The sequence below is a fragment of the Gorillibacterium sp. CAU 1737 genome (assembly GCF_039888655.1).
Taxonomy (GTDB): Bacteria; Bacillota; Bacilli; order Paenibacillales; family NBRC-103111; genus Gorillibacterium.
Window position 1 is genome coordinate 513,039 of sequence record NZ_JBDQQO010000002.1, and the last position, 24,759, is coordinate 537,797.

Annotated in this window: 26 protein-coding genes; 5 read left to right on the top strand and 21 right to left on the bottom strand. The window is 56.4% G+C overall.

Features of this window, described 5'->3' with window-relative positions:
* Positions 1–21 precede the first annotated feature (21 nt).
* Positions 22–546 (bottom strand): YceD family protein, encoded by a 525-nt coding sequence (locus tag AAFN83_RS06870; RefSeq protein ID WP_347768101.1) that lies wholly within the window; start codon positions 544–546, stop codon positions 22–24.
* Between the two features lie 241 nt (positions 547–787).
* Between AAFN83_RS06870 and AAFN83_RS06875 the strand changes: the two genes are divergently transcribed.
* Complete coding sequence (locus AAFN83_RS06875) at positions 788–2,053, top strand: nucleotidyltransferase (RefSeq protein ID WP_347768102.1); 1,266 nt, start codon at positions 788–790, stop codon at positions 2,051–2,053.
* A gap of 160 nt (positions 2,054–2,213) precedes the next feature.
* Here the strand turns inward: AAFN83_RS06875 and AAFN83_RS06880 are convergent, their stop codons facing one another.
* Entirely contained in the window at positions 2,214–3,338 is a 1,125-nt protein-coding gene (locus AAFN83_RS06880; RefSeq protein ID WP_347768103.1) for a SepM family pheromone-processing serine protease, read from the bottom strand.
* A gap of 164 nt (positions 3,339–3,502) precedes the next feature.
* Between AAFN83_RS06880 and AAFN83_RS06885 the strand changes: the two genes are divergently transcribed.
* Positions 3,503–4,714 (top strand): sporulation protein, encoded by a 1,212-nt coding sequence (locus tag AAFN83_RS06885; protein ID WP_347768105.1) that lies wholly within the window; start codon positions 3,503–3,505, stop codon positions 4,712–4,714.
* Here the strand turns inward: AAFN83_RS06885 and coaD are convergent, their stop codons facing one another.
* From coaD to AAFN83_RS06900, 3 genes are all read right to left on the bottom strand, one after another.
* On the bottom strand, positions 4,715–5,227 hold the full coding sequence (coaD, locus tag AAFN83_RS06890; protein ID WP_347768106.1) for a pantetheine-phosphate adenylyltransferase: 513 nt from the start codon (positions 5,225–5,227) through the stop codon (positions 4,715–4,717).
* A complete protein-coding gene (gene rsmD / locus AAFN83_RS06895) occupies positions 5,214–5,819 on the bottom strand; it encodes a 16S rRNA (guanine(966)-N(2))-methyltransferase RsmD (protein WP_347768108.1) in 606 nt (201 codons plus the stop codon). The genes coaD and rsmD overlap by 14 nt, the downstream gene beginning before the upstream one ends.
* Before the next feature lie 468 nt (positions 5,820–6,287).
* Positions 6,288–8,189 (bottom strand): glycosyltransferase, encoded by a 1,902-nt coding sequence (locus tag AAFN83_RS06900; RefSeq protein ID WP_347768109.1) that lies wholly within the window; start codon positions 8,187–8,189, stop codon positions 6,288–6,290.
* A gap of 129 nt (positions 8,190–8,318) precedes the next feature.
* Here AAFN83_RS06900 and AAFN83_RS06905 point away from each other — a divergent pair, with 129 nt between their 5' ends.
* Entirely contained in the window at positions 8,319–9,647 is a 1,329-nt protein-coding gene (locus tag AAFN83_RS06905) for an alpha-helical endospore appendage domain-containing protein (RefSeq protein ID WP_347768110.1), read from the top strand.
* Here AAFN83_RS06905 and AAFN83_RS06910 read toward each other — a convergent pair.
* Together AAFN83_RS06910 and AAFN83_RS06915 are read right to left on the bottom strand one after the other, a co-directional pair.
* Entirely contained in the window at positions 9,631–10,335 is a 705-nt protein-coding gene (locus AAFN83_RS06910; protein ID WP_347768112.1) for a hypothetical protein, read from the bottom strand. The two genes, AAFN83_RS06905 and AAFN83_RS06910, sit on opposite strands and share 17 nt — an antisense overlap.
* A gap of 39 nt (positions 10,336–10,374) precedes the next feature.
* Positions 10,375–10,674, bottom strand: coding sequence for an alpha-helical endospore appendage domain-containing protein (locus tag AAFN83_RS06915; protein ID WP_347768267.1), 300 nt, complete (start codon positions 10,672–10,674; stop codon positions 10,375–10,377).
* Between the two features lie 146 nt (positions 10,675–10,820).
* Here AAFN83_RS06915 and AAFN83_RS06920 point away from each other — a divergent pair, with 146 nt between their 5' ends.
* Entirely contained in the window at positions 10,821–11,861 is a 1,041-nt protein-coding gene (locus tag AAFN83_RS06920) for a glycosyltransferase family 2 protein (RefSeq protein ID WP_347768114.1), read from the top strand.
* A gap of 85 nt (positions 11,862–11,946) precedes the next feature.
* Here AAFN83_RS06920 and AAFN83_RS06925 read toward each other — a convergent pair whose 3' ends face one another.
* The 8 genes from AAFN83_RS06925 to AAFN83_RS06960 all read right to left on the bottom strand — a co-directional run bounded on the left by AAFN83_RS06925 (position 11,947) and on the right by AAFN83_RS06960 (position 18,289).
* Positions 11,947–12,753: a biotin--[acetyl-CoA-carboxylase] ligase gene (locus AAFN83_RS06925; protein WP_347768115.1), complete on the bottom strand. Its 807-nt coding sequence runs from the start codon at positions 12,751–12,753 to the stop codon at positions 11,947–11,949.
* 13 nt (positions 12,754–12,766) lie between these two features.
* Complete coding sequence (locus AAFN83_RS06930; RefSeq protein ID WP_347768117.1) at positions 12,767–14,089, bottom strand: CCA tRNA nucleotidyltransferase; 1,323 nt, start codon at positions 14,087–14,089, stop codon at positions 12,767–12,769.
* Positions 14,086–15,261 (bottom strand): N-acetyl-alpha-D-glucosaminyl L-malate synthase BshA, encoded by a 1,176-nt coding sequence (bshA, locus tag AAFN83_RS06935; protein WP_347768118.1) that lies wholly within the window; start codon positions 15,259–15,261, stop codon positions 14,086–14,088. Before bshA ends, AAFN83_RS06930 begins: the two co-directional genes overlap by 4 nt.
* Positions 15,262–15,293: 32 nt before the next feature.
* Positions 15,294–15,995, bottom strand: coding sequence for a bacillithiol biosynthesis deacetylase BshB1 (gene bshB1, locus AAFN83_RS06940; RefSeq protein ID WP_347768119.1), 702 nt, complete (start codon positions 15,993–15,995; stop codon positions 15,294–15,296).
* Complete coding sequence (gene mgsA, locus AAFN83_RS06945; RefSeq protein WP_347768120.1) at positions 15,992–16,420, bottom strand: methylglyoxal synthase; 429 nt, start codon at positions 16,418–16,420, stop codon at positions 15,992–15,994. The genes bshB1 and mgsA overlap by 4 nt, the downstream gene beginning before the upstream one ends.
* 76 nt (positions 16,421–16,496) lie before the next feature.
* Positions 16,497–17,333 carry a 4-hydroxy-tetrahydrodipicolinate reductase gene (gene dapB, locus AAFN83_RS06950; protein WP_347768122.1) on the bottom strand — a complete coding sequence of 279 codons (837 nt, stop codon included), beginning with the start codon at positions 17,331–17,333 and terminating at the stop codon, positions 16,497–16,499.
* Positions 17,334–17,371: 38 nt separating this feature from the next.
* On the bottom strand, positions 17,372–17,893 hold the full coding sequence (locus AAFN83_RS06955; protein WP_347768123.1) for a tetratricopeptide repeat protein: 522 nt from the start codon (positions 17,891–17,893) through the stop codon (positions 17,372–17,374).
* 57 nt (positions 17,894–17,950) lie between these two features.
* Entirely contained in the window at positions 17,951–18,289 is a 339-nt protein-coding gene (locus tag AAFN83_RS06960; RefSeq protein ID WP_347768124.1) for a nucleotide pyrophosphohydrolase, read from the bottom strand.
* 231 nt (positions 18,290–18,520) lie between these two features.
* Here AAFN83_RS06960 and AAFN83_RS06965 point away from each other — a divergent pair, with 231 nt between their 5' ends.
* Positions 18,521–19,396, top strand: a complete 876-nt coding sequence (locus tag AAFN83_RS06965; RefSeq protein WP_347768125.1) for a YitT family protein — start codon at positions 18,521–18,523, stop codon at positions 19,394–19,396.
* Between the two features lie 103 nt (positions 19,397–19,499).
* Here the strand turns inward: AAFN83_RS06965 and AAFN83_RS06970 are convergent, their stop codons facing one another.
* The 6 genes from AAFN83_RS06970 to AAFN83_RS06995 form a co-directional block, all read right to left on the bottom strand.
* The gene (locus AAFN83_RS06970) at positions 19,500–20,393 is read right to left on the bottom strand and encodes a sporulation protein YpjB (RefSeq protein WP_347768126.1); all 894 of its coding nucleotides are present in this window, start codon (positions 20,391–20,393) and stop codon (positions 19,500–19,502) included.
* A gap of 81 nt (positions 20,394–20,474) precedes the next feature.
* Positions 20,475–21,140, bottom strand: coding sequence for a DUF1405 domain-containing protein (locus AAFN83_RS06975; protein WP_347768127.1), 666 nt, complete (start codon positions 21,138–21,140; stop codon positions 20,475–20,477).
* 177 nt (positions 21,141–21,317) lie between these two features.
* Entirely contained in the window at positions 21,318–22,436 is a 1,119-nt protein-coding gene (locus AAFN83_RS06980) for a hypothetical protein (RefSeq protein WP_347768128.1), read from the bottom strand.
* A gap of 138 nt (positions 22,437–22,574) precedes the next feature.
* Complete coding sequence (locus AAFN83_RS06985; protein ID WP_347768129.1) at positions 22,575–23,216, bottom strand: anti-sigma factor family protein; 642 nt, start codon at positions 23,214–23,216, stop codon at positions 22,575–22,577.
* 58 nt (positions 23,217–23,274) lie between these two features.
* Positions 23,275–23,844: an RNA polymerase sigma factor gene (locus tag AAFN83_RS06990; RefSeq protein WP_347768130.1), complete on the bottom strand. Its 570-nt coding sequence runs from the start codon at positions 23,842–23,844 to the stop codon at positions 23,275–23,277.
* A 416-nt stretch (positions 23,845–24,260) separates the two neighbouring features.
* A complete protein-coding gene (locus AAFN83_RS06995; RefSeq protein ID WP_347768132.1) occupies positions 24,261–24,731 on the bottom strand; it encodes a hypothetical protein in 471 nt (156 codons plus the stop codon).
* Positions 24,732–24,759 lie beyond the last annotated feature (28 nt).

Sequence of the window (24,759 nt, forward strand, 5' to 3'; positions counted from 1 at the left end):
CTTGCCTTAGTTCAAAGACCTTTACAGGTCTCCTTCGTCTTTGTTCAACAGATCGGCCAGCCCGGCGAAGCGGGGGTCGATCCGGTCGGTCGAACAGCCGCAGTCACGCTCGTTGCGATTCGTCCCGCAGACGGGGCACAGCCCCTTGCAGTCGTCCTTGCAGAGCGGAACGTACGGAAGCGACATCCATACGGCTTCTTCCACATAAGGAGCAAGCTCGACGACATCTTCCTGAACGGAGTGAAGGTTTTCCTCTTCTTCCTCTGTTTCCGGAGGAACGGCTTCCTTCGTAAACCGTTCATGGAACGGAATGACGAGGGTCTCCCGAGCCGGACCGAGGCAGCGCGAGCATACCATGGTCACCGGCAACCGAAGGGTTCCTTCGACGACAGCGGTGTTGTCCTCACCGGATGCGGTAAGGTCAGCCGTAAGCTCCCCGAAGCTTTCGAGGTCTTGCCGGCCGCTAAGAAGTTCGGACAGGTCCAGCTTCTCATTCAGCTGAATTCGCTTGTCCTTCATCGTCAGTTCTTTTACGTTAATCTGCATCGCCATCACTCCAAACAAACAAAAATAATTATAGCTATTGCTAGGCTTCCTTGTCAACATCTTCTCACTGACAGGCTAAAAAAAGGTACCTTTCCCTTCGCTGAAAAGCTCCTGGTCTCCCTGTCAACTGGACATCCTTGGTCCAGCCCTTCCTCCTGGCAGTCCCTCTCCGGTATAATGGCTGAGAGAAGCCGGATTCATACGATCCGCGATTACCGGAACAGACGGAGGACAAGTGCGCATGAGAACCGTCGGAATGATCGTCGAATACAATCCGCTCCACAACGGGCACGTTCATCATTGCCGCGAGGCGAAAAAGGCAGCGAACGCCGACGCGGTTATCGCCGTGATGAGCGGGCCGTTCCTGCAAAGAGGCGAGCCCGCCCTCTGCAGCAAGTGGGCGAGAACCGAGATGGCCCTCGCGATGGGGGCCGATCTCGTCATCGAGCTGCCCACGGCCTTTGCGGTGCAGCCCGCGGAATGGTTCGCCTACGGCGCCGTCTCGGCGCTTGAGGCGACCGGGGTCGCGGATGCGCTGGTCTTTGGCAGCGAGAGCGGGCAGATCGGCTGGTTCCGCGAGCTGGCCGATCTCCTTCGCGTGGAGCCGCCGGAGCTCAAAGCGCGGCTCCAGGAACGCCTTCGGGCGGGAGCGAGCTATCCGGCGGCGTATGCCTCGGCCGCCGCCTCGCTCGTCCCATCGCCCGACGAGGGCAAGCTGTCGCAGCCCAACAATGTGCTGGGGCTGCAGTATTGCCTCGCGCTGGAGCGGCTTGGGAGCGGCATCGAGCCGCTCACGATTCCGCGGCTCGGCGCGGGCTACCACGAGCGGGAGGCGGGAGGCGCGGATGCCGCGCCCGGCATCGCCAGCGCAACCGCCGTGCGGCAGCTGCTGCTCCGCGATCCGACTCCCTCGGGGATTGCGGCGGCCGCGCCCTACCTCCCTCCCGCAACCGTCAGCATTCTGCAGCGCGAGTGGCAGGCAGGCCGCGGTCCGCTCCATTGGGAGAGCTTCTCCGCTCCGCTTCTGCATCTCCTGCTTACCCTGCCTGACTCGGCATACGCCGACCTGGCAGAGATGGGAGAAGGCCTGGAGCATCGGATTCGCCAGGCTCTACCCGTCCTGCCGTTGCAGCAGGGCCGCTTTGTGGAACAGCTCCTGGACGCGACCAAGACACGGCGCTACACGCGTCCCCGGCTCCAGCGCGCCCTGCTCTCCATCCTGCTCATGCGGCGGAAGGACGAGCTTTCCCGCGAGGTGTTGGAGCAAGGCGTGCCCTACCTTCGCATCCTCGGATTTTCTTCAACCGGGCGCGAGCTCTTGAAACGAATGAAACAGACTGCGAAGGTACCGGTCGTCACCAAGGTGGCGAGAGGAGCTTCGTCTCTGCTCTCCCTGGACTTGCGCGCCTCGGCGGCGTATGCGGCTGCCTTCTCGCCAGCAGACGAGCGCGAGCTCTTCCGCGATTACTACCAGGCCCCCCTGCAAGCGGAACAACAGGAGGGGTAGAGGACAACGCGTTTTGCGTTCTTTCCACGAGAAGTCCCTTTTCCAAATAAGGCCTCCGGTTTCCCTCACCCGACCCCGAATCGGACCCAGAGAGAATGCCGGAGGCTTTTGTTCGGTTTGTTCTGTTTTGCTAAGTTGTTCTTTGCTTCGTTCGATCTTGTTATTCGGATGCTTTATCAGGCAACTGTTTCAAATAAGCAATCGCATCCTCCAAGGTGGACACGGGAACAATCTTCATCTTCGTGCCGATCTTCTCCGCTTGCTTCAAAGCCTCCGAATAGTTGGTGTAACCATTCTCATCCTTCGGGGCGAAGAAAATCTCCGCTCCCTCTCGATCCGCCGCCACCACCTTGTGTTGAATGCCGCCGATCGGCCCTACCTTGCCGCTCTCCTCAATGGTGCCAGTGCCTGCAATGCGATGGCCTTTGGCGATGTCTTCGGGAAGCAGGCGGTTGATGATCTCGAGGGTGAACATCAGTCCGGCTGACGGACCGCCGATGTCTCCCGCCTTGATCGTGATCCGTTCTTGCTCGTCCTTCGACAGCACGGTCAGCATCACGGCCTGCGTGATGCCCATGCCGACTCGTCTCGTCTCCTCGCCGCCGGTCGCTCCTGCTTCAGCCGGGAGATAGGCGAGCGGCACTTCCGCATCCATCTCCTTGCCTCCGCGGCGAAGCGTCAGCTTCACTTGATCGCCTACCTTTTTCCCGCTTAAGTAGTTGACGAGCTGATCCGGCTTCGTAAGCGGGGTGCCGTCTACCTTAAGCAGCTGATCGCCTACGGCGAGCACGCTGGCTGCGGGCATTCCCGGAATAAGATGCAGCACGAGGATGCTGTCTACGCGATACTCGAAGTCGATCCCCAGGTGGTGATAAGCAGCCAGGATCGCATTGGATTGGGAAGAAGACATGCTGTAGACCTGGCTTTGGTTGTATTCCTCCTCGGTTTGGTTGCCCAACACCTTTTGCTTGGGCCGGATCTCCTGATGGGTTGCCTTTCCCCATAAGTAAGTGACCACGTTGGCGTCCATAACCCCGACCGTCGTCAGCATGAAGACCCCTGAATCGGAGGGGTGTCCCGGTGCCGTGGTAATCATTGGGGCGATGTCTTCCGCCGATCCCGGCTGATAGATGTAATAGGGGAGCGGATACAGCACGAGAAAATAAGCCGCGATCAGGCCGATCAGAGTGGAAGCGGCATACTTGATCCATCGAGGCCTCTTTTTTGGAGGAATGCCTTGTACGGGTACTTCCTTCTTTTTCATATCGGGTTGATCTTGATCCATGGCGCTGCCTCCTTGTTCTCCGGTCCTCTCCTGCCAACCCGTTGAAACCACACGATCAGGGTTGATGAGCTATCCGGTCTATTCGGACAACCCGGCACGTACAGTTATACAGGAATGCGGAACCCGCTGTACGGAACCCATACCGATGAAATCGAGGTGTCCCCATGACGCGTCCCAGCCGTTTTGCAGGAAGCCGCCTCGCCACCGCTTTGCTCGGTGCGTCTTCCCTGCTGCTCGTTATTCTTATTCTCACTTATCCCGATCATGCCCTTCAGGCTTCACTAGGCGGGTTAAGGCTCTGGTGGACCGTTCTTCTGCCCGGGCTGCTCCCTTATCTCGTGTTTGTCGAGATCATCGCCGGGATGGGCTTGATTCGCGCGCTCGGCGCACTTGTCGAGCCCGCACTTCGGCGCTGGTTTCGCCTCCCTTCAGGCGGCGGACCGGCGGTTGTCGCCGGCTTCCTCGGCGGCTTTCCCTACGGAGCGCAGGCCGTTCGGAAGCATCTACAAGGGGCGGAGGGCACGGCAATAGTCCCGCCTTCCGCTCGTCTGCTTGCGATGAGTCACATGGCCAACCCGGCGCTGATCGTGACTGTAGTGGGGGCAGGAATGCTTCAGCAGGCGAGAATGGGCTTCTTCCTTGCTTTAATCCATTATGTTTCTCTCTTCCTCACGGCGTGGATCACAGGAGTGGTTACCCGGCGCAGCCGTCAAGAAGATGAGCCGCCGCTCGCCGCAACAGCTCGCTTTCATGGCGCCCTCCAACAAGCACGGCAAGAGGACAGCCGGCGGTTTGGCCAACTGCTAGGAGACGCGGTCACTTCCTCGATCCAGACCTTGTTTGTGTTGAGCGGAGTGCTGATCCTGTTCTCCGTCGTCGCCCGATTGGGGAGCCTCTTACTCTCTACAGGCAGTGGGGGAAGCTTGTTTCTCGCGCTGCCCGCTCTGCTTGAACCGCACCTTGGCTCGTATGCAGCGGCTGTCCGGCTGGAGCCGTCCCTGTTGCAGCTGGCGATCATAGGAGCCGCACTGGCTTGGGGCGGCATCTCCCAGCATCTTCAATTGAAAGCCGTTGCCGGCCTGTCCTCTCCCTGGTACAGCACCTTTCTGTCCCATCGCCTGCTTCAGGTCCTTCTTGCCGCAGCCTTAACGGTTCTGTTGGGAAAGCCCTTGTCTGCTTGGCTTGGAGCCGGCGAGGCTCTATCGTTCTTGCCCGCCTTCGCAGCGGAAGGGGCTCCCAACATAGCCGTCTCCCAGATGTCTCTATGGGGGCATGCCATATCCTCGCTTCGCCTCTCCCTCGCCGTTGCCGGCACGGGAATCGGGCTGCTCTGCCTGCTCGCTCTGCTTACGCGGAGGAATCCCTCACAGCCTTAATCAGCCGCGCCCAATCTCAACATATTTGCGACGCAGCGCCTCTTCCACTGTCTCGGGAACGAGATCGCCCACGGGACCGCCAAAGCGAGCCACCTGCTTGACCACGCTGGAGCTGAGGTAGGAGTATTGGTTGCTGGACATCATGAAGAAGGTCTCGATCTGCTCGTTCAGCTTGCGATTGACCGAAGCCATCTGCAGCTCGTACTCGAAGTCCGAAACCGCACGCAGGCCCTTCACGATCACATGGGCCTTCTTCTCCATCATGTAGTTGACCAAGAGGTCGTCGAAATGATCGATCTCGACGTTCTTGATGTCGCGGGTCACATCCTGCAATAGTGCCATGCGCTCCTGCACGCTGAACAGGGGCTGTTTGCTCATATTGTTGAGCACCGCGACAATGACCTTGTCAAACACCTCGGAAGCCCGGGTGATGATGTCCAGATGTCCATACGTTACCGGATCAAAGCTCCCGGGGCAAACCGCCACCGAAGGCTCATGCTTAATTCGTTTCATGGGACTCCTCCACTCCATCTCTAGCCGCCGGTTCCCCCGGCTGTTCGTATCGATACAGGGATACCGCTGTTTCCCCGTAGATGGCCTTGCGGAACTCATAAAAAGGACCGTATGCTTCGTCATAATGATGCCCTGATTCATATTCGGCCACAATCGTCGCGCCATCCTCCAGAAGGTTCAGCTCATGCATGGCCAGCATCAGCTCGCCAACGACCTTCATCCGGTAGGGCGGATCCAGGAACACCAGGCGAAACCGGCGGTCCCGCTTGGCCAGTACCTTGAGCGCCCGCTCCGCGTCATTGCGGTACACCTCCGCTTGTTCCAGAAAGCGGACGGTCTCCAGGTTGTGACGGACCACATCCAGGCTTGTCCGATCCTGGTCGATAAAGACGGCTTGGTCCATCCCGCGGCTGAGCGCCTCGATCCCAAGTCCGCCTGTCCCTGCGAACAGGTCAAGCGCCTCTCCGCCGTCGAAATAAGGGCCGATCATGCTGAAGATCGCTTCCTTCACTTTGTCGGTCGTGGGCCTCGTTCCCATGCCGGGCACTGCCTTCAGGCTTCTTCCTTTTGCCGTTCCGGCGATCACTCTCACGTTATCTGTTCCCCCCAAGTCTCATTCCACGCTATCGTATCATATTCCACCGAAGGACTCCAAAACTCTTTATGAGCGATGTGTATAATTTTCCCACCCCTTGTCCATCCTAGGGGTATCGGCATCCCAGATGCCGACAGACAACCGCGGAGAAGACTTACTTCCCCATAAGGCTTCGTCCGGTTTCTCCTCTCCCATGAAGGTGTCCGCTCACCCGGCGGGCACCGAATATCAGTTAAAGCTCGCGGATTTTTCATAATCCCGGGCTTTTATTTTTTTGAGTAAAGTGGCGAGCAGGTGGCGAATTCGTTTATGCAAAAAAATAAGTCCACCGGCCGGAGCTGGTGGGCTTTGGTTGTAGACATGCGTTTTTTCGATTTTGGTTGCAGCGGGCAAATTGCCAAGCGCTTGGTATTATGACTACGCCCTAGCACTCTCCGCGATTTGTTCCAACGATATGCGGAATGATCAGGAATTCAGCGGGGTTTCGCAGCGGCCAAGCCTCTTGTCGAAATACGTCCGATTGAACAGCATGCTTGGATGCTCGGGAGAGCGTGCGAGCGCCGCTTCGTTCATCTCGTCGGCCTTCTGATAGTCACCCAGCTTGTCGTAGCAAAGGCACAGCTGAAGATAAGGGAGCCAGCTCCAGGCTGCATGATCCAATAGGCCTCCCACGTCTGCCGGCTTCGGAAGGATGGTTGCCAGTTCGTACCAATAGATCGCCTGCTCCAGCTTCCCTTCCTCGAAAAAGACTTCCCCCAACCCGCAACAAGTCTCCGCACGGGGACGATCGTGTTTCATCGCTCGAAAAAGGGAACGGAGCCGCTCGTCTCGCTTGCCCAGTCGCTTATAGCAATCGGCCATCCGATGGCAGCTCGCGATGACATCCTCCACCCATCCGCAGCCGCCGGCTAGAAACTGCTCGTAATAGCCGATTGCTTCTTCAAGCAGCCCATGATCCCTCAACTCATTCGCAAAATAAAATTGATCTCGCGCGGAAAAGACTTCTCCCCGCTCCTCCCGACTGCGATAAATCCGAAGGTTCCGATCCGTATGCGGCTTCTGTTTGCCGTGCGTCACCTTGATCTCCCGATGCTCAATGCGCCCAGATACCTCCAAGTACTCATGCACCGGGCCGATCCAACGGAAGCCCTTCGACCGCTTCACCAGCCGATTGCGCTTCAAGCTTGAGGTGGGGTTTCCTTTTGCGTCTCTCATGAGCACATAGGGCATCATCACGCTGTCCACACCGGGATCAAGGTCTTCCTTCAGCCGAAGAAAAGCTTGGCGGTCCTCCTCGAGAATCCGATCATCGGCATCCAGCCACAGCACATACTCCTTCGTTGCATGCCCAAAGGCATGATTTCGCGCCGCGGCAAAATCGTCATGCCAGGTGTAGTCCACAATCCGGTCGGTATAGCGGCGGGCTATTTCCTTCGTGCGATCTGTCGAGCCGGTGTCCACAATGACGATCTCATCCGCTATCCCATGAACGGATTCCAAGCAGCTTGCGAGCGCCTCCTCCTCGTCTCGGACGATCATGCACAAGCTGATGGTGATGGACGGCTTTTTGCTAGGAGGAAAGGTGTCCAGGAAGGCCTCAGCGGCAGGAAGATCCGACTCCCGATATACGTGAAACGCTGGATTCCGGGTATCCACATAGAGTGGAATACCTAGCGCGGCGGCGCGGACGCAGAAATGCCGATCTTCTCCCCAAAAGGAAAGATTCCGTAACCGTCGAAAGCTCACTCCCTTCTCCAAGGCAGAGCGGCGAATCAATGTACAGGCTCCTAATCCGCCCACTTCGTAGAGTCCGGGAGTACGCATCTTTTCCAGGAAAGCGGCTGCGGCATTCCCTTCATTTCCGGAGCGGCTGCGCTTCAGAGGCTTTTTCCCTTCAAAGGAGTACTCATCCATCAGCCAAACCTGGGGGAGCGGATCAGATTCGGGCTGCCAGCGGGTCCAGAAGATGTTCGAGACGATTTCTTGATCCGCGGCGAGCAGGCGCAGAAGGGTATCCGGGTACAAGAGCACATCCGAATCGACCAGGAAGAGGGCATCGACTTGTTCCGTTCGCGCATAGTCCAGAAGATCGTCCTTCATGGAAGCCACGTTGTCCACCAGCTCATCGTTCCATCGATGCGTCACTTCGTCACGCTCGTAGACGACTGTCGGGTAAGTGACCACGCTTACCTCCGGCATATCGGCCTCGAATTCCCTCAGCAGCTCCCTCGCTTCATCCGAATCGTTGTTATCCGCGAATCGATATCCGACTTGATGCTCCCCGTGCTCCAAGCCCTTCAGGGACTTCAGAAACAAGCGAAGCACGGCCAGCCTCTGGTGGACAGGACTCGCGATCAGAATTCTCATTCTTTTTCTCCTCTCCTCCATTCATCCATGGAATCAGTTTTCGTAAATCCAAGTCGGGTGCCCATTACCCAACTGCCTTTCCTGTCATAGTTTATTTTGATCGATTCAAAATGTTAGGAGGGGATCCCTTTGTCTCAGCCCAATCTTCCCAATATAACGCCTACTGTCTCCATCACAAGAGACGATGCCATCAATTTAATCCTGTCATCCATCGCCATGGAAGAACTCGGAATGAGCCATATCTTGAATGCGGAGGGTGAAAAGCTTCAATACGTCCTAGGTACACTTCCGGGATTTACCGGTCCTGCCCCTTCGATCAGCGAGCTTTTGGAAGTCAACCAAAGCATTCGATCCATGATGGATACAACGGCGCGAAACCAATTGTTCCTGCAATCGAAAATGGAAACGGCCTTCTCCGCTCCCACCCTTGTCGGGCCAACCGGACCGACGGGGGCCACTGGGCCATCCGGCGGACCTGCCGGGGCTACGGGGCCGACGGGACCGACAGGGCCTACCGGGCCAACGGGTGCCGGATTAAGCGGCATTGTCACCTTCGATCCCCTGATCGCTCCAGGCTATCCGCTTAACCAAGTCGTCTTCTATAACGGGAGCACGTACATGGTCACTTCCGTTCCCCCGACAGGGCTCCCGGGAAGCTCTCCCAGCTATACGCTTCTGGCTGAGAGCGGATCTACGGGACCCACTGGGCCGAGCGGAGCCAGCGGGGCTACCGGCGCCAGTGGACCCACCGGGCCAACGGGAGCAACCGGAACAGGCTTCGACGGTGCAGTCACCTTCAACATTGCCCTAGCTCCTGGCTACCCGGTCGGCCAGGTCGTTACGTATAACGGCTCGACCTATGTCGTAACGACGGCGCCGCCAACCGGGTTGCCGGATTCTTCAACGGATTACACCCTGCTGGCAGCTCGTGGAGCAACGGGAGCAACCGGTGGAACAGGCCCCACCGGACCCTCAGGACCTACTGGGCCTACCGGCCCCACCGGACCCACCGGGCCTACCGGCTCAACCGGCTCGACAGGCCCAACAGGGGTAACCGGAGTCGGCGTTACGAGCAATTATGCCTTTGCGCAAAACATCTCCGGTACCATCGCCGTTCTCCTCGGATCCGGGACCGTCACGTTCCCTGACAGTCAGAACATCCCGGTTGGCATCACGATTAACGCGGGCAACAACACGTTCACCTTTACAAACGCGGGGAACTACTACATTCGGTATGTCATCAACATGGCCGCTTCGCTCTTAACCTCCGCCCGCCTTCTCCAAAACGGTTCGGCGGTAGCGTCAAGCAACACGGCCTCGCTCACCACCACGAACCTTCAGGCACAGACGATTATCCCGATTGCAAACGGCGATACCATTCAACTGCAGGTCACTTCGACGGTAGGCGTCGGCTTGCAAGCACCTGGCGCTACCATCGTTATCATTCGCTTGAATTAATCGATCGACGGGGCTTGCGTATGACGGCTTGCTCGGCCACGAGCGGCGCTGTCAAGGGCGAGCCCCATTTGGTTGCTCCTGAGGTCCACAGAGAGAGCGCATTAAGCCGAATGATAGCCTTCTCCAATTCATGCCGATAAGAAGGGACCAAAAAAGGGTGACGATTTACCCTTCCTCGAAGCACCTTCAAGCCCTTTAGCCGGCTCCCTTCCCTGGCGAACGAAAGATAGAGCCGGCCTGTACGATGAAGGAGCCCCATCAGTTGCCGCTCGATCTCTTGATTCTTTTCCACCGGTCGGATAAGCACTCGCAGCTCGAGATCCACCAACCTTAGAAGAGCACAAGCTAGCCGCACCCCGTCGTTCCTGGACTCTCCTTGAGGGCCGCAGGGCTTTTCTGTTCCCTTTGGCCTCTCCGGTGTCTCCTTCTCGGCCGCCATTCTCCCAATCTCCTTGATCGCCAAAACAGAGTCTAATATAGCCAGCAAGCTTCGGTTGTACCTCCAAACTCCCTCGGCTGTTTTGCTTTCCTCACCGCCAATGCTCCCATCGCAAAAGGCCAGTACCTGGCCAGCCAACGAATTCAGCAGAGGACCCAGCCCTTCGCGGTCTTCCGCATGCTGAAGGCGCAGGCGATCCTCGCCGATGAAAGAAGCCATCATCCCCTGTGGAGGGCGGCGGTTCCACATGAAAGGATCACCTCACAAGGATCCTGCAGGCCGAAGGAATTACTCTTCATCGCAATCATGATGATGATGGTCCAGCCTCAGGACATCATTCAGCTTGAATTGAAGCAGAATTTGGTTGGATACGATGCCTTGGAGCATTCGGTACACGCTGTCGTTCACCCGGAGCGCGTCCTCCAAACAGAGGTTCTCCATCTTCAGCATGTACTGAATCTTCTCCGCTTCCGCATTGAGAATATGGGAGAAACTGATCTCCTCAAGCGCAATCGACGTCAAGAGCAGGTGGACGACATCATGGCGACTTAAAATGATTTCCGGCTTGATATCCGGAATGTTGGGCATGGACACCGGTATCCCTCCACTCGATCAGCCGCTTTTTGTTCTACATACCGCTACCCTCATCATATGGTCTATCGCCCACATGGTTCCGAATATCGGCACCGTTTCGAATCTGATGGAATAGGCCGACGGAGAGGAGTGATGAGCCGATGGCTTCCCGTATCTCGCTATGCATGATCGTTCGTAACGAAGAACGCCACCTGTCAAGATGCTTGAACAGCGTGTGCCCGCATGTCGATGAAATCATTGTGGTGGACACCGGGTCCACCGACCGAACGCGTGAAATTGCTGCGTCTTATACCGAGCAAATCCACAACTACCGTTGGGATGATCATTTTGCCGAAGCTCGCAATTATGCCATGTCCTTGGCGACGGGAGACTGGCTTTTGTGGATGGATGCCGATGAGGTGCTCGAAGGCGGTAAGGAATTACGCAAGCTCGACGAACCCTCGTTCGAGCGTGACCTGCTCCTAACGATATTGACCCTTCACGAGACAGCCGTGTCTCCTGGACAACAGGAGATGTACAAGATGGAACAGCCGCGGTTGTTCCGCAACCGGCAAGGACTCTCGTTTCGCTACCGCATTCACGAAATGCTGAACATCGAAGACGTCCTACCCCAGGGGCCGTGGAATCAGGAGATTCGCTCCTTCCCGATGGTGCTTGTCCACGAAGGCTACCGCGAGGATACAACTCAAACCGCCTTCAAGCAGCAACGAAACCTCAGCCTACTGCATAAGACAATCGAGCAAAAGGAAGAGCATCCCTGGCTGGAGTACCACCTTGCCAGCGAATGGTACCGCATGGGGCTCTATCCCGATACCATCCAAGCCGTCAACCTGTCCATTCAGCGTTTTCTGAAGGCCGGGCAGCTTCCGCCACCGCTCCTATACAAACTGAAATACAGCGCTCTGCTGGCGGCAGGGGAATGGAAGATCGCTTCAGCGGGCATCGAGAAGGCGATCCATCTCTATCCCGATTATGTAGATCTCCATTATGCAAAAGGAAGCGTCCGAATGGCCGAACAAAGATGGGAAGAAGCGGCGCTCGCTTTCGAAGAATGCCTGAGGCTGGGCGAGTCGCAAACCCGCTATCTCATCCAATGCGGAACTGGCAGCTTTCTGGCTAGAGAGGCACTCTCGGAATGCCGACAAAAAAAAGGCCCCGGAGAGGCTCCGGGGCAAGGATGAAACGCATATCGTGAAAAAGAGAGTATAGTAACCATACCGGGTGAACCTTAAAGGAAGCTTAATCCCGCATGAGAATCTCATAAAATCAAGGAGACGAGAAGGTTGTGACATCCCCGCTGTACAGAATATGTTCCTCCCCGCTATCGGTTCGGACGACCAGCGCCCCGGATGAATCCAACCGAATCGCCGTGCCCGCGATGGTTCCGAGAGGAGATTCGACCTGTACCCGATTGCCTAGGGTATCGCTAAGCGCTTCCCAAAGGCTGCGGATCGGTTCAAAGCCCTCCTGGAGATAGAAAGCCGTGAGCTCCTCCAGCTTCTTCATGATAAGAGCGGCCAGCTCCGTTCGATCCACGGCGCTGCCCGTCGCCAATTTGAGTGAGGTGGCTTTCTCCTTCAACTCGTCAGGGTAATCCTCTTCGTCCAAATTGACGCCAATCCCAATCCCTACGAGTATGGCGTCTACCCGAGTACCCGAAGAGATCAGCTCCACCAGTATGCCGGCAATCTTCTTCCCGTCAATGCGCACATCGTTGGGCCATTTCAACCGGGCGTTCGCCCCGCTTAGTTCACGGATGGCCCGGCACACGGCTACCGCCGTCACCAGCGTATAGGGAGGCGCCTGCTCCAGGCGGAACCCCGAGCGGATGACGGCACTCATCCAAAGCCCTTTTCCCTTGGGAGAATGCCACACTCGCCCCATTCGGCCACGGCCCGATCGCTGCTGCTCTGCCATGACGAGCGATCCGTTCGGTGCACCCGCAATCGCCCAGGAACGAGCCTCGTCCTGCGTAGAGCCGACTGACTCATAGACGCGCAAGGTTCGTCCGAAGATCTGCGACGTGAAGGCAGATTGAAGCCGTTCCTCATCCAGCCGATCCTGTTTCTCCAACACTTGTTCCTCCCTAATCCGTAATCTCCTGCGCTCTTTTGCAAGCCCAGTCCAGAAGGGCGTTCTCCTCGTTCGGCAGCTCCCCGACCGCAACTTCCTCCAGCATGTGCTTCATGAGCTTACCTAGCCAAGGACCCGGCTTTCGATCGAGCGAGGCCTGGATCGCCCCCCCGTTAACGGCAAGCTCCTCCATGCGTTTCGCCGGCATCTGACGAAGCCAATCCTCCCCTTCCTGGAGGAGCGCTTCTACAGAAGGAAGAGTCGCATCCGCCCATATGGGAAGACCATGCTGACTGAAGTGGCGAGCGATCGCAAGCCAATCCTGCATGGCTTCCTCTGCGAAGAGAAGAACCGCTCGCTTGAAGAGAGGAGCGGCCTCATCGCTCGCGATTGCCTTTGCATGGCGAGCTGCCAAGCCCAGTTCCCTTGCCAAATAAGCATCCGCTCCGAGAAAGGCTGCGGTCCGCTTGCCTTCCTTCACGGAGAACGTCATCGTTCTCCACAACGCTTCTGCTTGCGAGGCGCTGAGCTCCATCACTTTCGCCAGCAAGAGAAGACGAAGCTCAGAGGCAAGCCCATCCAGCGTTAGCAGCACAGGCGGAAGCTCATTTGCCGTCCAGTCGCGAAGTGCCATATCAAGTCTTTCCTTGGTGTATCGGAGCAGTCGGCTGTCCGACAGAAGACGAAGCCCTTCCACCGGATAAGGTCCCTCGATCATGCGCACGACCTCGGAGCGCACCCGCTCCATCGCAATGTGGCGAAGCAGCCTCGCGTTAGCCAGCAGGGCGAGCCAAGTATTCTCTTCAACCGACAGCTTGTAGTTCGCAGCAAACCGAATGCAGCGCAGCATGCGGAGCGCATCCTCCCGAAACCGCTCATCGGGCTCTCCAACGGCTCGCAGGATGCCCTGCTCCAAATCGGCTGCCCCTTGAAAGGGGTCGAGCAGCACGCCATGCCGATCCATCGCCATCGCATTCATCGTAAAGTCGCGTCGACGTAAATCTTCCTCAATCTCCGAAACAAACTCAACACCGTCCGGTCGACGATGATCCTTGTATTCGGTCTCTTTGCGGAAGGTTGTCAATTCAAAAAAGCACCCGCCTTGGCGCACGGTGATCGTTCCGTGCTTTAAGCCGGTGGCGAGTGCATCCGGGAACAGCTCGATGGCTTTCTCCGGTGGGGCGGACGACGCGAGATCCACGTCGTGAATGGGCCGTCCGCTGACCAGATCCCGCACACACCCTCCGACAAAGAAAGCGGAATACCCCGCTTCCTCTAACCGCGCGAGTACCCGCTTTCCTTCTTCCATCATCATCTTCGTGTCGGTTACGGTCATGGGTTCCGCCTCGTACAAGCAGGATGCTCGGCATCAGCCGATTGGCCGCTCAGCACCTGGTAATAGAGATCCTCATACTCCATCCCGATCCGATCGTTGCAGAACGTGTGGTGAGCGCGGTGGAGACAAGCATCCGCCACCCGCTTGTACAGCTCCCCATCCTGCAGCAGCCGAATGGCATGGTCCGCCATGGAGGCAATATCGCCGATCGGAGACAGGAATCCGGATACGCCGTGCTCGACGAGCTCGGGAATCCCCCCGGCCAAGCTTCCCACGGTCGGAACCCCGCAAGCCATCGCCTCCAGGGCAACGAGGCCGAAGCTTTCCTTTTCCGACGGAAGGAGCATGAGATCGGACAGCGATAAAATTTCTGCAACCGCGTCCTGTTTGCCGCAGAAGATGACCCGATCCTTCAGGCCAAGCCGTTCGACCTTGTTCATCACCGTACCGATGTCCGGTCCGTCTCCTACCATAAGCAAGCGGGATGGCACCTTCTGATTGACGCAAGCGAAGATATCGACGACGTCCATGACCCGTTTGACCGGGCGGAAGTTGGACATGTGAATCAGGATTTTCTCGTTCGGGTCGGCAAATTCCGAGCGAAGCTTGTCCACTTCCCGCGGGTAAAAGACGCGTTTGTCCACGAAGTTGTAGATCAGCTCGATCGGCCGGGTGATGTCCAGCAGCTTGCGAGTCTCCTGAATGAGATCATCCGAGACAGCCGTTACGGCATCGCTTTGGTTGATGGCATATTGAATCAGCGCGCGGATGGACGGATCTTCTCCCAGCACCGTGATATCCGTTCCATGGAGCGTCGTGATGACCTTGAGGTGATCGCCTACCATCTGCTTGGCAAGCAGGGCGCATACCGCATGCGGAATGGCGTAGTGGACGTGAAGGAGATCCAGCTTTTCCATTTGGGCGACCTGGGCCAGCTTATTGGCAAGCGCCAGGTCGTAGGGCGGGTATTTGAACACATAATAATCGCTCACTTCCACCTCATGAAAGTGGATGTTGCGATGAAAGCGTCCGAGACGAAACGGAATGCTGTGGGTGACAAAATGGATCTCATGCCCCCGCTCGGCCAGCATCTTGCCGAGCTCCGTGGCCACCACACCGGAGCCTCCTAACGTCGGATAGCAGGTGATCCCGATCTTCAATCGTTTTTCCACGCGGGACTCCTCCTTTCTTGAAAAAGCAAAGCTTATAGCATAAGTTCAGTCATATAAGGAACCTTGACGGCGAAGCCTTCTGCGTAAGCGACCTGATGCTGCGTGCCGAGCGCGCGGTCGCGTGCCTCAACACGGCTCAAATACCCTTGATTAAGAGGGGTCCACACCGCATCCTCGCGCCCAACCGGACTTTCGAATTGACTTTCATAAGCGCTGAGCGACTGCTGCTTCACCTCATAGCTTTCGCTGATATCGACCACAAGGTCAGGCACCGCAGTATCATTGATAAAGTAATAGTACAGGGCTTCCACGGTCACCGGCTCGACCTCCGGCCGATAGCGGCGCAGCTTTGCATTGAAGACCGCCTCCGTCACAATCTGGCCGCACAAAACATGATCCGGGTGCCGATCCCGATGGTAGGGAGCGAAGACAATCCGCGGTCGAAGCCGACGGATCTCCATGGCAACTGCCTCAATGTGCTCTTGGCAGACGGAGATGCCGCGATCCGGCAAGCCCAGGTTGCTCCGCTCGGCGAGACCTAGAATGCGGGCAGCTTCCGCTGCCTCCTGCTTGCGCCGCTCCACCGTGCCGTTTGAAGACAGCTCGGAGCAGGTTAACTCGCAGACGGCGACGCGGAACCCGGCTTGGACATGCTTGGCGATGGTTCCGCCCATCCCGATTTCGGCATCGTCCGCATGAGCGCCGAAGATGAGAATGTCAATCCCGTCTGTCATTTTCCGGCCTCCGGCTTGTATTTGTGCACGACTTCCCGCCAGCCGAACTCGCCTCGTTCCAGAGCACGAACGAGAAGCTCCGCTGTCGCCACATTCGTGGCGAGCGGAATTCCCTGCACATCGCACAAGCGAAGCAAGGCCGTGATGTCCGGCTCATGCGGCTGCGCCGTCAGCGGATCCCGCAGGAAGATCACCAGGTCCATTACATTCTCGGCGACGAGGGCGCCGATCTGCTGATCACCGCCTAGCGGTCCCGACATGAATCGGGTAATGGTCAGGCCGGTTTTGTCCATGATGCGCTGTCCGGTCGTTCCCGTAGCATACAGGCGGTGTTGTTGAGCAAATACGTGTTGATAAGCGGTCACAAAGTTGACCATCTCGTCCTTCATTCGGTCATGGGCAATAAAGGCGATATCCAGGCTCATGCTATCCACTTCCTTTGGTCGTTAGGTCCCGCTTCGGGGACATTATGTAGAGCGCCATTCAACCGGCTTTGCTCGATTAGCGGTTGTCCTGTTCGCTCGAAGTTAGAAAATGTTCAATTCCATACACAAGGCCTCGCTCGGTCATCACTCGCTTGACCGCAACGGACACACCCGGCATATACCCGGCGCGATCGTAGGAGTCGTGGCGGATCTTCAGGGTTTGCCCATCCCCGCCAAACAGAACCTCCTGCTGTGCGAAGATGCCCGGAAGCCGGACGCTGTGGATGCGGAAGCCGTCGTACAGCCCGCCGCGCGAGCCGTCGATGATCTCCTTCTCATCCGGATGGCCTTGGCGGAATTCTTGCCGGTTCTGGGCAATCAGCTCCGCCGTTTTAATCGAGGTCCCGGACGGCGCATCCAGCTTCTGCCCCCCGTGGTATTCCACGATCTCCACATACGGCATGTATTTTGCAGCTTCTGCTGCGAATTTCATCATCAGGATCGCGCCAATGGAGAAGTTTGGCGCCACTACGGTTCCAATCCCCTTCTCCTTCGACAGCTTGTCCAGCTCTTCCAGATGGTCCGTGCTGAGCCCCGTGGTGCCGATGACGGGACGAACCCCGTGCTTGATGGAGATGCGCGCGTTGTTCATCACCACCTCGGGAATGGTGAAATCCACGAGGACATCCGGACGGGATTCGACGAGAGCCAGCTCCAGATCGGTGTTTACTGCAATGCCGCACTCCTCCATTCCGGCCAGCAATCCGGCGTCGACTCCCTTGCGGGAGCGGTCCACTGCGGCAACCAAGGTCAACCCCGGGTCCGTTAGGGCGAGCTTGATCACTTCCCGGCCCATCTTTCCTCCGGCGCCGGCGACGGCGATACGAATGCGTTGTTCGGTAGTTGGGTTCATCCTGGTCATCTCCTGTCTGTTGTTATCCATCCGATTGATTAGTGCAAAAGCTTCTTGCCGCCGAGCCGGGCTGCGAAAGCCGCTGCTTCGGGATGGGTGGGGTCCAAATGCAGCGCTTCCTCCACCGCGGCGAGTGCCTCCCGGCTGCGCCCGGCTTCCTCAAAAACCGCCGCAAGCATAAGATAGGCGGACGCAGAAAGGGGATCCAGCTCCACCGCATTTTGAAGCAGACGGATCGCGGCGCGCAAAGACTCGGCCTTGTCCTCTTGTTGCAGAGCCTGCAACTGTTCCTTAGCTTGCTCCATACTGATCAATGCTTTCACATGATTCAACTGCTGGCGGTATCCTTCATCAGCTGGTGCCAGCCGAACGGCTTGATTCGCCGCTTGCAGCGCACGCTTCAGGCGCCCGCTTCGAGAACAAGTCACCGACAGCTTATAGTGATAGGACGCGCATCCCGGGTCTAGCGCGATCGCCCGTTCGAAGCAGGCGATCGCCCGCTCGAAGTCGCCCTCAAGAATGGCGTCATAAGCTTCCTTAACCCACGCTTCCCCGTTCACTGTCCATCCTCCTTCGCTTCCCGTTCGGAAAGCCGTAGATGGTACAGCATATGAGGCTTACGGGGATTCGGTGTTCACGCGAGTCCAACGATTGGCATCTCGGGTGTTGAACTTGTGCATGATCTTATCATGGGCTTCCGTCAGATCGATCCCGAGGGAATTTGCGAAGCAGATCGTGATAAAGAGGATATCACCGAGCTCCATTTCGATGGAGTTCTCCTCTTCATCGGGCTTCTTGGGCTTCTCTCCATAGGTATGATTTACCTCACGAGCCAGTTCCCCTACCTCTTCCGCCATTCTCGCTACGAGAGCAAGCGGACTGAAGTAGCCCTCTTTGAATTGAGCTATGTAAGCATCGACCTCGCCCTGCAGCTCGGCCAGCGTTTTTTGCCGCATGCACGGTTCCTCCTGAATTCAACTTTCATTCGACACGGATTCTTCATTCATGTTAACTCAAAGCCTCACCGAATACAATCTTGCAGCCCACCTGAAGCCTGTGTCCAACCTGCTTAGCAAGCCGTCCCTTCATGGGGTCCACCCGTTTGAAAACACGCTCTGGCTCTCAACAGACAGAATTAGGTATAATAAGGCCGACTGACCATCTCTTTTATCGACAGGAGCGTATGCATGAAACGAACGGCTTGGACTTTGCTTTTCAAACGAACGGGTGGCATTATGCTAGGAACCGCCATCTATGCCTTCGGCATCAACTATTTCGTTATTCCCAACGAGCTGATGGAAGGGGGCATCACCGGGATCTCCCTGATCCTTCATTACCTGGCGGACATTTCTCCTTCGATTACCACCCTCGTGCTCAATATTCCGCTGTTCCTGCTCGGCCTCCGTGTGTTTGGAGGAAAGTCAATGGCTTATACATTGTTTGGAATCTTATCGCTCTCCCTCTTCCTATGGGTCTTTGAAATGATGACCAAGCAAGGCTGGATCATTCCCTTCGCATCTCGAGAAGATTACTTCCTCGTCACCCTCTACGCAGGGTTATCGATCGGGGGAGGCCTCGGCATCGTGTTTCGAATGGGGGGAACCACCGGCGGGGTCGACATCGTGGCCAGGCTTCTGAACAAGTGGCGCGGCTGGAGCATGGGCCAGATCATGCTGGTTCTCGATGTCCTCATTATCGGGAGCGCCTTGTTCTTCCTGCCGAAGGAAAAAATCCTCTACACCCTCGTCGCCGCCTTCGTCGGCTCCAAAACCATCGATTTTATCACCGAAGGGGCTTACTCGGCGCGCGCCCTCACCATCATCTCTGACCATGGCGAAGAGCTTGCTGAGAAAATCACCATGGAAATGGATCGCGGCGTTACCCTCTTCCCCGCTCGCGGAGCTTATTCCAAGCAGGAGAAGAACGTGATCTACTGCGTCGTAGCACGCCATGAAGTGAGCCGCTTGAAGGCGATCGTGCATGCCAAAGACCCCTCCGCTTTTGTCATCATCGGCAACGTTCACGATGTCTTTGGCGAAGGCTTTCGCGAATCGCAAGGGTAAGGATCACCATCGTCGATGGCATATGCAAAAAAGGGAGGGCTCCGGCCCTCCCTTTTCTTATGGGTTTTGTTCTTCCACAGGGTCGTGATCTTACCCAAGTATCCTAGCGCCGTACCCGTTTGCTCAACTGCTCCCGGCTGATGCGAGTGAGCCGCCTGTCCGAATGATACATTCTCCAGCCGACAAAGCTCAAAACCGTCGTGAGCAGTGACCCGATGCCGAAGGTCCAGAGAAGCGGCCGGTCGGCTCCGGCGAGCGGCAGGTAGGCCGTCTTTTCTTCATGGCGCTCAAACAGCTCATCGATGCCCTCCTGCACTTGTCGGACGACTTCTACTAGGCGGGAACGATTTCCGCTGCTCGGACCTTGCTTCCCCAGAAAGACCAGCAGCGAATCGAGCTTTTCGATGCGCTCCATCGGGGTCTTAACGGTTGCAGCCGCACGAATCTCGCGATACTCCCCCGCAAAATCTGCGTATGCCTCCCGATAAGGAGCAGCGTCTCCTTCCAAGGCAGCGGTCTCTAATCGGCTGGCGCTGTCCTTCAACAGCTTGTAGGAGCGATGCCAGAGGGGGGCATCCGGCTGCAGCATCGCGTCCGTGATGAGCCGAACAGCAGCAATGGCATTCTGGGCATTCGGTTCCGAGAAGCGCGCCTGATTATAGGCACGCTGAGCGGTCAGGATCGCATCGGAGAGTGCCCGAACGCCCTCCAGGCCGGTTAAGCCCTCAAAGCGGGTGTTGACCGTCTGCTCCCCCAATTGATTCAGCCGCAAGCGGGCTTCGGCGATCTTGCCCTCGCGGGTTAAGCGCTCTACCTCCTGCGCCAGCTGATCAAGCGCTGAAACCTCCGCCTGTTCTTCGGCCGTAACGGCTGCCGCTCCTTTCGGAACGCGCTCCTCCTTGTGACCGCAGGCGGAAACGGCGAGCAGCAAGCTCATTGCGAGGATTCCTGCGCACCCGATGCGAAATGCTTTTCCAAACCCGGAACGAAAGCTCATCCTGCACCCCTCCCCTACCATGCTATGGGGGGCTGTCCGGCTTTATGCCTCGACATCTGGATCAGAGGGTCCATGAAGCTCCTAGAGCGTGTTCCTTTTGCTTAACCGGGAAAAGAGATAGATTGTCAGAGCGCTGAGCAGGGTTGTCCATACGGCGACGGCCGGCACCGAATCCAACAGCACCGAGGATAGGTTCGGGTACACCCCGAATGTGTAATCCACAACATCACTCGTGAAGAGCCAGCAGGCTCCGATCGCAAGAGAGCGCCCGTTTAGTCGGAAGAAGCGCGCAAACAAAACAGCCTCTACTGCCATGCCCAAGTGCGAGACGGACAGCATGACATCCAGGATGTTGAAGGGAGTTCCCATCAGATCCGAAGCGACGATGACGGCAACCGCCCAGATGCCATACTTGAAGGAGGCTGCACAGGCCAGCGCCTCGACAGCACTTCGGAGCGTCAGCTTTTGTTTTCCATTCTCGATTGTCGGAACGGCCTTCTCTGCCCCATGCTTCCGATAGACATCCGCCAACAAGCCGATGAGGGCCAGCGTGAAGAACAGCGATCCCGTTGGGCTGTCAGGGACAAGGATCAGCATCCACAGCGGCTTTGTGCGATAGACGTCGGCCAATTGATCGGCGTACCAGTAATACCCGTAGAGGGTTCCAAGAAAGTTGATCATCACCAAGGCCCACAGCATCCTTCTCGTCACGAGCAGATACTGAAAGACCTCCCATGCTTTTCGCATTGTTGCAAGTCTCCTCCCGCTGTATGCGTCCGTTCCAACTAGAGTGTGTCTTCAAACTCAGCTATACCAACCGTTTTGAAGACGCACTCTACCTTCATTCGCGCTCAACGCTTCATTTTCCTTCCACGCGATTATGGCCGCTTTGAAGGTGGAGGAGACCAGGAGAACGACGGGCGGTCACTCGGGCAGGAGAATGCGATCCTCTTCGGAGACCGTGATGCCCTGGACGAGCTTGGCTCCGGCACGGGTGATCTGAACATAGCTCTCCCGATTCGAGTCCTCCCCGACCCGCAAAATGCCGAGATGGATGAGAATGGGCAGGATTCTCTCTTTCACGATCGCGTCGGGAGAATCGTAGTAAAACGGTTTTACGAGCGGAGAGAGTACGCCCACGAGAGACGTGACCGAGGTCCAAGGCTTCGTCAGAAGACCGATCCACGGAGCGAGTGCGGGAAGATTGGGTACCGGACCTTTGTAGAGGCGAAGCCAAAAGCGATAGACCTGCTGCACGTCTTCTCTTCGGTTCTCACTGACTCGGTATCGGCCAGCGTCCGTAATGCGAAGCTCCGCTGCGCCCTCCTCCATCAGCCCGTTGTAATAGGCATAGTCGTACATTAAGGAGAAGCGCGCCGGATACTCGCGGAATTTTCGGCCGTAGCCAAATCTCCACGCTGCCTTCGGAACGGGCTCCTCCTGAATGGAGAATCGGTCGGCGATCTGCTGCAAGCTTCGCTTATAGAGAACCCCTTCCCCGTTCAGGGGAAGGTCATTTTGCGAGAGGTAGTGAAGAAACTGGGCGAAGTCGGCGGTGAATTGCTCCCCCTCATCCCGGTAGACGGGGGGCGCTTCCCGAAGCTGCACCAGCTTGGCTGTGTCCTGACGGCAAAGCGTTTCCCGGAAGCGTCTTTTTAAATCTTCAGGAAACAGGAACAGGTAGTGGTTTAGCCGATGGTGGCCGGTAAACAGCCATCCCCTTTGCTTGAAGCGAACGATGGTATCCCTCGCATTGACCTTCTTCTTGACCTCGGGATCGTGAACCGCCGTCAGCACCCGGCCTGTGAGCTCTTCCAAGCTGAACGATTGTCGCTCATCGAATAAGAGAGAATGGAGAAATCGCAGCTCGTTCTCGTCCATACGGCTGACTTCCTCACTCAATCGATCGATCCTTCCAACGGTCGTCAGGATAGACTGAATGAGCTCATGCTTGGAATGCAAGTTGCAGGGGAGCTCATAGGTTCGAGCAATTCGGCTCAGCTCATGGATATCCGCATAGGTGAGCATGTCAGCTAGGTTCATTTCCCATCCTCCCGGGCTTCCCGATTTTCCTACCATTATCGCCGAGAGGAACGAGAAATATGCCGGATGTTGCTCAAGCACAAAAAAAGACGACTTCCGCCGTCTTTTGGTCTGTTGATGCCCTGATCGCCACGAAATCTACGTGGATGAGGTTGTCATCTTCGTCCGAGTGATCCAATTCAGGGTCAGCAAGGTCCCAATCAGCCCGATGATCGAAAAGGCGAGCCAATAATTGGGTGTCTCCCGAATCGGATCGAGGCGAGCCGGTTCCACGAAGAACGAGGTCGTGGCGCTGGCTACCGCTGATTTGGACAAGGTATCCGCATCCGTCGTCTCATCCGGCGAGAAGCTCGCCGATTGATGGAAGCCGAAGAGAGCCGAGTGCTCCGAGGCGACAGCGGCCGGTTCGGCCGGACGATGCTGGAGCGAGTAAAACAAGCTGACGCTAAAGAGCGCCAAACAGAGAGAAATGATCGCGAAGACGTTGCGCCGCATCCGGAAGGGAAGCGAGAAGGTTCGCTCGCTGGCGGGAAGGCGCCACGATTCATCCTGATAGATCCGAGCCATCACCTGGCGGCTGACCGATTCTGCCGGAGTGGGGATCAACTCTTCAAAATAGCCGCCGTCTTGGATCAGGCTGCAGCTTTCTTCCCACAGGCGGAATTCTTCCGCACAGGCGGGGCACTCCAAAATATGCTGATCCACCAGCAGACGCCGTTCGTCACCCTCTGGTAGATCAAAGTAGATGCCGAGCAATTCCTCGGCTCGAGAGCAGTCCATCCTCGCTCACCCCTTGATGCCGATCCGTCGTCACATCCTTGGGAGTCCGTTCAACGGATCAATCAAAAATCGTATCCATGTAATAGGGCTCGAGCTGAATCTTGACACTCGTGCGGGCTCGGAACAAGAGCGATTTGACAGCACTGACGGTCTGCCCCAGAATGCTGGCGATCTCCTGATAATCCAGTTGATCGTACTCCCGCAGGATCAGAGCGGACCGCTGCTTCTCGGGAAGGTTGTTGATCGCCTCTCGGACGAGGGAAACCTTCTCGTTTCGCAGGATGGTATGTTCCGGCATCAGTTCTGCCTGGGCAAGCGGAGTCATCCCGCTCTGCTCCAGGGATACCTTAATGTGCTTTTGCTTGCGAAGCTCGCTCAGCACGGTATTTCGCGCGATGGTGTAAAGCCAGGTCGAGAAAGAAGCCTCTACCTCGCGGAAGGTTTGAAGGCTTCGATAGGCCTTGTAAAACGTTTCCTGCGACAGATCATCGACAGCTGCTTCCATCTTCGCACTTTTGAGCATGTGGAAAATAAATGCGTAGATCTTGCGCTCGTAGCGCTGCATCAATTCCGCATACAATTCTGCGTTGCCGTCCTTGATTTCCCGGATCAGCTCGGAATCCGTCATGGCCTGTCAGCCTCCTGCCTTACATAAAAATAAAGATCATGACGCCTAAGGCAGGTACCATATCCCATTAGACTCTGCCTGGCAATAAAAGTTTCGGTGGGGATGAAGCGGTTTTCTTACGGACGAAATCTCTATGTAGTGCCTCGCGAAACACGTGGCGGCGTTGGATATCTACTAGAATTAGAATAACCCATTCATGGCCATCTAGCAATTGCCGAATCTTCAAAATAAGCCGATCCGATTGCTTCTTCCAAATACCCTGACGTTGAAAAACGGAAAAAGGTTGCAGGTTGGAACAAAAAAATTCTGAACGAGGATGATCAGTATGAAACAGCCGTGGAACGATTTCATTTTAGTGCAGCTATTACATTTTATCGATTGATCAAAGAATGAGCCAGAGAAAGGTTGAGTATTATCTATTTTATACCTGCATGTAACGTAGTCATTGTGCCGTGACTTGCATATTTTTCTAGCGCATTCACAACCTTGGCTGTAACGACCAAGTAGCCTTTTTCCGATAAGCAAAAATGATGCCCTGACCAATTGTCATAGGACTGTTTATTTATCGTTATTTCACCATGAGGGATCATTCTTAAAAACGTGGGCAGCAATTTATCTTCGTATAGTTCCTCGAAGAAATCTGACTTCGACACCAAACATTCTTCAACTGAATAATCCCCTATATTCCTTTGCTTAAATACCTCATCTAATTCTTGTGTGATGATAAAGCATGGAGTTGAGGTAAGGAAATGATCTCCTAACCAACCGTCAAACTCGTAATGAAGAAATTTAACCTTGTCAGACGGTCTTACCCCATGATCCGTTTTGTAGATCGTATATTCCCCATGCCCTCCACTGACTTCCGGCTCCAACAGAAATAGATTCATCGCTATTCTCCTTGTTAGGTAATGGATT